This window comes from Pseudoalteromonas sp. HM-SA03 (genome assembly GCF_002289345.1).
Taxonomy (GTDB): Bacteria; Pseudomonadota; Gammaproteobacteria; order Enterobacterales; family Alteromonadaceae; genus Pseudoalteromonas.
Genome location: NZ_NSDG01000040.1, coordinates 1 through 838, shown reverse-complemented (window position 1 = coordinate 838; position 838 = coordinate 1). Strand labels below are relative to the sequence as shown.

Below are 838 nucleotides of genomic sequence, written 5' to 3'. Positions count from 1 at the left end.
TAAACCCAAAACCTTTTACAGTCCTCGCATTGATACCCACCATTACCTGTTGGGTGTCCATCACCACCACATCTTTTGCACTTCTTAGTTGGAGGGAAAAATAGGCGAGGGAAAATAGGCGACACCCATCACTATTAACATCAAAGCTGAGGAGGGAAAAATAGGCGACACCCATCACTATTAACGTCAAAGCTGAGGAGGTGAAGTAAAAAAGTATGAAAGCACAGCCGTCACTTTGGCCCATAACGTCTATCGATAGGTTACGTTTTAGCGCTCAAGCGTATCTCTACACTAAAACTGCGTTATCGCGTACGACAACGCGCTGTAAATACAACAGTAAGAAATTCTAGAATTGAGAATGTGAGTTTTGCTAAGCCAACAAGCGCTCGCAGTTTGTTAGGTTTGTCCGTCGTCGTTTTTTAAGGGTTCCACAATAAGCTGTGAGTACTTGCTCTCGACCAACTGCACCGTGGAATACCCGAGAAAACTGCGTCGTGAGTTTTATCCAGTTCTCAGGCTCTATATTTAATCGAGTAAGAATGGGCTCTGCTTCGTTAATATAGCCTCGCTTGTCGGTGCGAATACATTGGCCTGTGAGTTCAACTAATTCAATATAGGATTTGAGTTCAAAAGGCAGGCCTTTAGGCATATGTTTTCGTGGGCTGCCAGCAAAGCGTAGTAGGCTTTTTGGTTGTTTTCCCAGCTTAGCGTGGTCGATGCGCTTTTTGATACTGGTGTAGTCTGAGGTTTCAGGCGTTGCGGCGATTTTGGCTCTAATGGGGTTTAAGTCTACGTAGGCTAGACAAGCGACCAACGCCGCCTCGTCCAGCAATGCTTG

1 protein-coding gene and 1 pseudogene are annotated in these 838 nt (G+C 45.5%); both read right to left on the bottom strand.

Annotated features, from left to right (window positions below; all coding sequences use genetic code 11):
* Window positions 1–244, bottom strand: a 244-nt coding sequence (locus CKO50_RS24250; protein WP_217989647.1) for a hypothetical protein, incomplete at its 3' end; no start/stop codon positions are given.
* 126 nt (window positions 245–370) lie between these two features.
* Window positions 371–838 (bottom strand): annotated as a pseudogene (locus CKO50_RS07845) (transposase); the annotation flags it as partial.